Source organism: Polaromonas sp. P1_G2, from assembly GCF_056405515.1.
This window is the reverse complement of the sequence record NZ_JBFUBY010001620.1, coordinates 1-376: the sequence shown is the minus strand read 5'-3', so window position 1 is coordinate 376 and position 376 is coordinate 1. Positions and strand designations below refer to the sequence as shown.

1 protein-coding gene is annotated in these 376 nt (G+C 67.6%); it reads right to left on the bottom strand.

Annotation, left to right across the window (positions count from 1 at the left end; genetic code table 11):
- A partial coding sequence (locus AC1D0P_RS31820; protein ID WP_477680371.1) for an ABC transporter permease subunit occupies window positions 1-376 on the bottom strand: 376 nt, incomplete at both ends.

Here is a 376-nt window from a genome sequence, read left to right as displayed (position 1 = left end):
AGCGAAGACGGTTTCGGTCAGTACGGCGCCTTCGAGCAGGCTGGCATAGGCGAGCGCCACGACGGTCAACAGCGTGCCGGCGACGTTCGGCAGGACATGGACGAGCACGACGCGGCGCATGCCGGCGCCCTTGGCTCTGGCGGTGGTGACATATTCCTGGCCGAGTTCGGTCAGCACCGTCGAGCGCGTCAGCCGGGCGATCGAGGCGAGCGCATAGATTGCGAGCGCCGTCGCCGGCAGGGCGAGATGCGACAGCGCATCGCGAAAGGCGCCGGCCTTGCCGGAGAGCCAGGTGTCGATCAGCGCAAAGCCTGTGACCGGTTTGACCGTGTACTGGAAGACGATATCGGTGCGGCCGGGTCCCGGCGCCCAATGC